Annotated in this window: 4 protein-coding genes and 1 pseudogene; 3 read left to right on the top strand and 2 right to left on the bottom strand. The window is 68.3% G+C overall.

What is annotated here, in order from left to right; genetic code table 11:
- Nucleotides 1-1,745: acetolactate synthase 3 large subunit (locus Q0112_RS16530; RefSeq protein ID WP_297977083.1), on the bottom strand; the 1,745-nt coding region annotated here is incomplete at its 3' end.
- A gap of 362 nt (nucleotides 1,746-2,107) precedes the next feature.
- On the opposite strand from Q0112_RS16530, the gene Q0112_RS16535 reads away from it, so the two are divergent.
- Genes Q0112_RS16535 through Q0112_RS16545 form a run of 3 tightly spaced genes read left to right on the top strand, consistent with a single transcriptional unit; the run spans nucleotide 2,108 to nucleotide 5,254 of the window.
- Entirely contained in the window at nucleotides 2,108-2,650 is a 543-nt protein-coding gene (locus Q0112_RS16535) for a TRAP transporter small permease subunit (RefSeq protein WP_297977084.1), read from the top strand.
- Between the two features lie 37 nt (nucleotides 2,651-2,687).
- Complete coding sequence (locus Q0112_RS16540) at nucleotides 2,688-4,127, top strand: TRAP transporter large permease subunit (RefSeq protein ID WP_297977085.1); 1,440 nt, start codon at nucleotides 2,688-2,690, stop codon at nucleotides 4,125-4,127.
- Between the two features lie 38 nt (nucleotides 4,128-4,165).
- On the top strand, nucleotides 4,166-5,254 hold the full coding sequence (locus Q0112_RS16545; protein WP_297977086.1) for a TRAP transporter substrate-binding protein: 1,089 nt from the start codon (nucleotides 4,166-4,168) through the stop codon (nucleotides 5,252-5,254).
- Between the two features lie 127 nt (nucleotides 5,255-5,381).
- Here the strand turns inward: Q0112_RS16545 and Q0112_RS16550 are convergent.
- A pseudogene (locus tag Q0112_RS16550) lies at nucleotides 5,382-5,612 on the bottom strand (arginyltransferase); the annotation flags it as partial.

Here is a 5,612-nt window from a genome sequence, read left to right on the forward strand (position 1 = left end):
ACCGCGCCACCGGCCTCGATCGCGCCCGAGGTGGCGTCCTCGCCGAGGATCATCTCGTTGTGCGCCTTGCCCGAGGGGATCATCGGGAAGCAGTTCTCGTGCTTCTCCACCACGCAGTCGACGATGACCGGCCCCGGATACTCGATCATCTCGGTGATCGCCTCGTCGAGCTTCGCCGGGTCGGTGACGAGGATCCCCTTGGCGCCGAAGGCCTCGGCCAGCTTGACGAAGTCGGGCAGCGCCTCGGACCAGCTCGACGAATAGCGCTCGCCGTGCAGCAGCTCCTGCCACTGGCGGACCATGCCGAGCCGTTCGTTGTTGAGGATGAACTGCTTGACCGGCAGGCGGTACTGCACCGCCGTCCCCATCTCCTGCATGTTCATCAGCCAGGAGGCCTCGCCGGCGACATTGATGACCAGCGCGTCGGGATGGGCGACCTGGACCCCGATCGAGGCCGGGAAGCCGTAGCCCATGGTCCCGAGCCCGCCCGAGGTCATCCAGCGGTTCGGCTCGTCGAAGCCCATGTACTGCGCCGCCCACATCTGATGCTGGCCGACCTCGGTCGCGATGTAGCGGTCGCGCCCGCGGGTCAGCGCCTCGAGCCGCTGCAGCGCGTACTGCGGCTTGATGACCTTGTCCGAGTTCCGGTAGGCGAGGCAGTTCCGCCCGCGCCAGAGCTCGATCTGCTTCCACCATTTCGCCACCGCCTCGGAGCGGGTCTTCGCGCCGCGCTCCTTCCAGAGCGCCAGCATGTCGGCGAGCACGGCGCCGGCGTCGCCGACGATCGGCACCTGGACGTGGATGTTCTTGTTGATCGAGGAGGCGTCGATGTCGACGTGGACCTTGAAGGAATGCGGCGAGAAGGCGTCGACGCGGCCGGTGATCCGGTCGTCGAAGCGGGCGCCGAGGCAGAGCATGAAGTCGCAGTCGTGCATCGCCCAGTTGGCCTCGAAGGTGCCGTGCATCCCGAGCATGCCGATCCAGGCGCGCCCCGAGGCGGGATAGGCGCCGAGGCCCATGAGGGTCGAGGTGAGCGGGAAGCCGGTCGTTTCGGCCAGCTCCCGCAGCAGGCGCGAGGCCTCGGGCCCGGCGTTGATGACCCCGCCGCCGGAATAGATGACCGGGCGCTCGGACTTCTCCAGCGCCTCGACCGCGGCGAGGATCGCCTCCGGGTTGCCGCGGGTCTGCGGCTGGTAGTGGCTGACCCGCGCCTCCTCGGGCGGCGTGTAGCGGGCGGTGGCGAACTGCACGTCCTTCGGGATGTCGATCAGCACCGGGCCGGGGCGGCCGTGGGTGGCGATGTGGAACGCCTGGTGGATGGTCTCGGCCAGCTTTGCGGTGTCCTTGACCAGCCAGTTGTGCTTGGTGCAGGGCCGGGTGATGCCGACCGTGTCGGCCTCCTGGAAGGCGTCGTTGCCGATCAGGAAGGTCGGCACCTGCCCGGTCAGGATGACGATGGGGATCGAATCCATCAGCGCGTCGGTCATGCCGGTGACGGCGTTGGTGGCGCCCGGCCCCGAGGTGACGAGGACGACCCCCGGCTTGCCGGTCGAGCGCGCATAGCCCTCGGCGGCATGGGCCGCCCCCTGCTCGTGGCGCACGAGGATGTGGCGGATGTCGTTCTGCTGGAAGATCGCGTCGTAGATCGGCAGCACCGCGCCGCCCGGATAGCCGAAGATGGTGTCGACCCCCTGGTCCTTCAGCGCCTGAACGACCATCTCCGCGCCGGTCATCTCTCGTTTCATCTCTGGATCTTCCTCGCGTCCGCCGGCTGCGTTCCGGCACGTCCCTGCCCGTAAAAAAGCCCCCGCGCGGGGGGCATCGGCGCGGCATCGGCCGGAGCTCAGCAGCTCGGCCTTCGTCCGCGCCAGACTACGCATACGGTTCGCATGCCATCTCATTAGGCAGACCGCCCGGCGAGGTCAACCGCATCCGTCGCGGAAAATTGCCGCAGGCCCGCGCCTTTCGCACGATAGTTGCGCAATTGCCCCTCCCGCCGCGCCGGGGCGCCGGCGGCCGCGGCATTTACCGTCTCGCGATCGCGGGGGGCTTGCCGGCGCGGGCAGGCTTTCGCTAGAAGCCGCGAAAAACCGCGGGAGGAGATCGGATGGACGGGTTGCTGCGCTTCGCCGGCATCGTCGACCGCATCAGCCGCTTCTTCGCCTGGATCGCCACCTGGCTCGTGCTGCTGAGCTGCCTGATCAGCGCCGGCAACGCGGCCTCGCGCTACCTCTTCAGCCTCAGCTCCAACGCCTGGCTCGAGATCCAGTGGCAGATGTTCGCCGGCATCTTCCTGCTCGGCGCCGCACACGTGCTGAAGATGAACGAGCACGTCAGGGTCGACCTCTTCTACGGCAGCGCCTCGCCGCGGCGGAAGCTCTGGATCGACATCATCGGCATCCCGCTCTTCCTCTTCCCCTCGATGGCGGTGCTCGCCTGGTTCTCCTGGTCGTTCTTCGTGACGAGCTTCGTGTCCGGCGAGCGGTCGGCCAACGCCGGCGGGCTGCTCTTCTGGCCGGTCAAGCTGCTCCTGCCGGTCGGGCTCGGGCTGCTGCTGCTGCAGGGGGCGGCCGAGTTCATCAAGCGCATCGCCGCGCTCCGCGCGCACGACGAGACCCTGGTGGCCGAGTACGAGAGGCCGCTCCAGTGAGCCCGGCCGCACCGGCCACGATCGGGGGAGCCGCCTGATGCTCGAATACGGCTACATGGCCCCGACGATGTTCGCCGGGCTGATCGCCTTCCTGCTCTTCGGTTTCCCGGTCGCCTTCTCGCTCTCCGCCCTCGGGCTCTTCTTCGGCATGCTGGCGATCGAGGTCGGCTACTTCGGGCCGGAGTTCCTGCAGGCGCTGCCCTACCGGACGTTCGGCATCATGTCGAACGACCTCCTGCTCGCCATCCCCTTCTTCACCTTCATGGGCGCGGTGCTGGAGCGGAGCGGCCTGGCCGAGGACCTGCTCGAAGGCACCGGCCAGCTCTTCGGCCCGGTCCCGGGCGGGCTCGCCTACGCGGTGATCGTGGTCGGCGCCATCCTCGGCGCCATCACCGGCACGGTCGCCGCCTCGGTGATCGCCATGGGCATGATCTCGCTGCCGATCATGCTCAGGTACGGCTACGACATGCGCATCGGCACCGGGGTGATCGCGGCCTCGGGCACGATCACCCAGGTCATCCCGCCCTCGCTGGTGCTGATCGTGCTCGCCGATCAGATCGGCGTCTCGGTCGGCGACATGTACCTCGGCGCCGCCGGGCCCTCGATCCTGCAGATCCTGCTCTTCCTGCTCTTCATCCTCGCCGTCTCGATCCTGCAGCCGCACCGGGTGCCGCCGCTGCCGCCCGAGGCGCGCACGCTGCACGGCTGGGCGCTCGTCGCCAAGGTGCTCTGGGGGATGGTGCCCTCGCTGGTGCTCATCTTCCTCGTCCTCGGCACCATCTTCATGGGGCTCGCCACCCCGACCGAGGCGGGCGCGATGGGCGGCGTCGGCGCCATCGTCCTCGCCATGCTGCACCGGCGCTACACCCACAGGATGATGTGGGAGGCGATGGCCTCGACCATGCGCATCACCTCGATGGTCGTCTTCATCCTGATCGGCGCCACCGTCTTCTCGCTGGTCTTTCAGGGGGTGAACGGCGGGCGCTGGATCGAGCACATCCTCTCCGACCTGCCGGGGGGCGTCGTCGGCTTCCTGATCTTCGTCAACGTCTTCATCTTCTTCCTCGCCTTCTTCCTCGACTTCTTCGAGATCGTCTTCATCGTCGTGCCGATGCTGGTGCCGGTGATGCGCGCGCTCGGCATCGACCCGATCTGGTTCGGGCTGCTGCTCTGCGTGAACATGCAGACCTCCTTCATGCACCCGCCCTTCGGCTTCGCGCTCTTCTACCTGCGCGCCATCGCGCCGAAGGAGGTCAAGACCAGGGACATCTACCTGGGGTCGCTGCCGTGGATTGCGTTGCAACTGCTGCTCGTCGCGATCATGATCTTCTGGCCGGAGACGGTGACCTACTGGATCACCGACGCACCGACCCTCGACCCGGCGGCGGTGGAGCAGCAGCTCGAGTCGCTGCCGATGCCCGGCCTGGGCGACGATCCCGGGCTGCCCGCGCCGGAGCTGGATCTGGACCTGAACTGACCGATGGCCGCGAAGCGGTCCAACACGGAGGACTGAAGGTGAAGAGACGCAACTTCCTCAAGGGCGCGGCGATCGGCGGCGCCGCGACCGCGCTGGCCGCCCCGGCGGTCGCGCAGACCCAGCCCAAGGTGCAGTGGCGGATGACCTCGGGCTTCCCGCGCTCGCTCGACACCATCTTCGGCGCCGCCGAGGTCTTCGCCGCGCACGTCAAGGCGATGTCGGGCGGCAACTTCGAGATCGAGGTCTTCCCCTCCGGCGAGATCGTCCCCACCCCGCAGGCGGTCGAGGCGGTCGGCACCAACACCATCGAGATGGCGCACACCTGCTCCTACTACTACTGGGGGATCGACCCGACCTTCGCCATCGGCACGGCGGTGCCCTTCTCGCTCAACGCGCGGCTGATGAACTCCTGGCTCTACGAGGGCGGCGGCAACGACCTGCTCAACGCCTTCTACGCCAAGCACAAGCTCTACGGCATGCCGGGCGGCAACACCGGCGTGCAGATGGGCGGCTGGTGGCGCAAGGAGATCAACAGCGTCGACGACCTCAAGGGCGTCAAGATGCGCATCGCCGGCATCGGCGGCAAGGTGCTGGAGAAGCTCGGCGTCGTGCCGCAGCAGATCCCGGGCGGCGACATCTACCCCGCGCTCGAGCGCGGCACCATCGACGCCGCCGAGTGGGTCGGCCCCTACGACGACGAGAAGCTCGGCTTCAACAAGGTCGCCCCCTACTACTATTATCCCGGCCTCTGGGAGGGTGGCCCGACGGTCCACTTCTTCGTCAACCTCGACAAGTGGAACGAGCTCGGCCCCGAGTACCGGGCGATCCTGACCAACGCCGCCGCCTACGCCAACACCGACATGATGGCCAAGTACGACGCGCGCAACCCGCCGGCGCTGCGCAGCCTGATCGCCGGCGGCGCGAAGCTGAAGGCCTTCCCGGCGGACGTGATCGATGCGGCCTACGTGGCGGCCAACGAGGTCTACGACGAGCTCTCGGCCTCGAACGCCGACTTCAAGTCGATCATCGACAACGTGAAGGCGTTCCGCAACGAGGGCTACCTCTGGTACCAGGTCGCGGAATATACCTACGATACCTACATGATCCGCAACCGGACCAAGGGCTGACCGGGCCCGGCCGGCCCGCTGCGGCGAGGTCGCGAGGGGGCCGTCTGCCCCCTCTTGGCCTGCGGCCAATTCACCCCCGAGGATATTTGCGGACCGAAGATGCCGCGGGCGGGCGCGGCAGTCCCGCCTAGCGCGTCGCGGGCAGCTCGATCGCGGCCACCTGCTCGCTGATCGCCGGCCGCTCGCCGCGGCGGCGGACCAGCGCCCCGGTGTCGGCCGTCTCGAGCCGGGTCCAGCGGCCCTCGGCGAAGATCTCGAGCGGGCGGTAGCGGGACTTGTAGTCCATCTTGACGCTGCCGGGCACCCAGTAGCCGAGATAGACGTGCGGCAGGCCCGACTCGGCGGCGATCGCGACGTG

The organism is uncultured Amaricoccus sp. (assembly GCF_937858865.1).
Classification (GTDB): Bacteria; Pseudomonadota; Alphaproteobacteria; order Rhodobacterales; family Rhodobacteraceae; genus Amaricoccus.

Excerpts from the sequence above, each read along its gene's own strand:
- Q0112_RS16535 (WP_297977084.1), top strand. The coding sequence starts at position 2,108 with ATGGACGGGTTGCTGCGCTTCGCCGGCATCGTCGACCGCATCAGCCGC.
- Q0112_RS16540 (WP_297977085.1), top strand. The coding sequence starts at position 2,688 with ATGCTCGAATACGGCTACATGGCCCCGACGATGTTCGCCGGGCTGATC.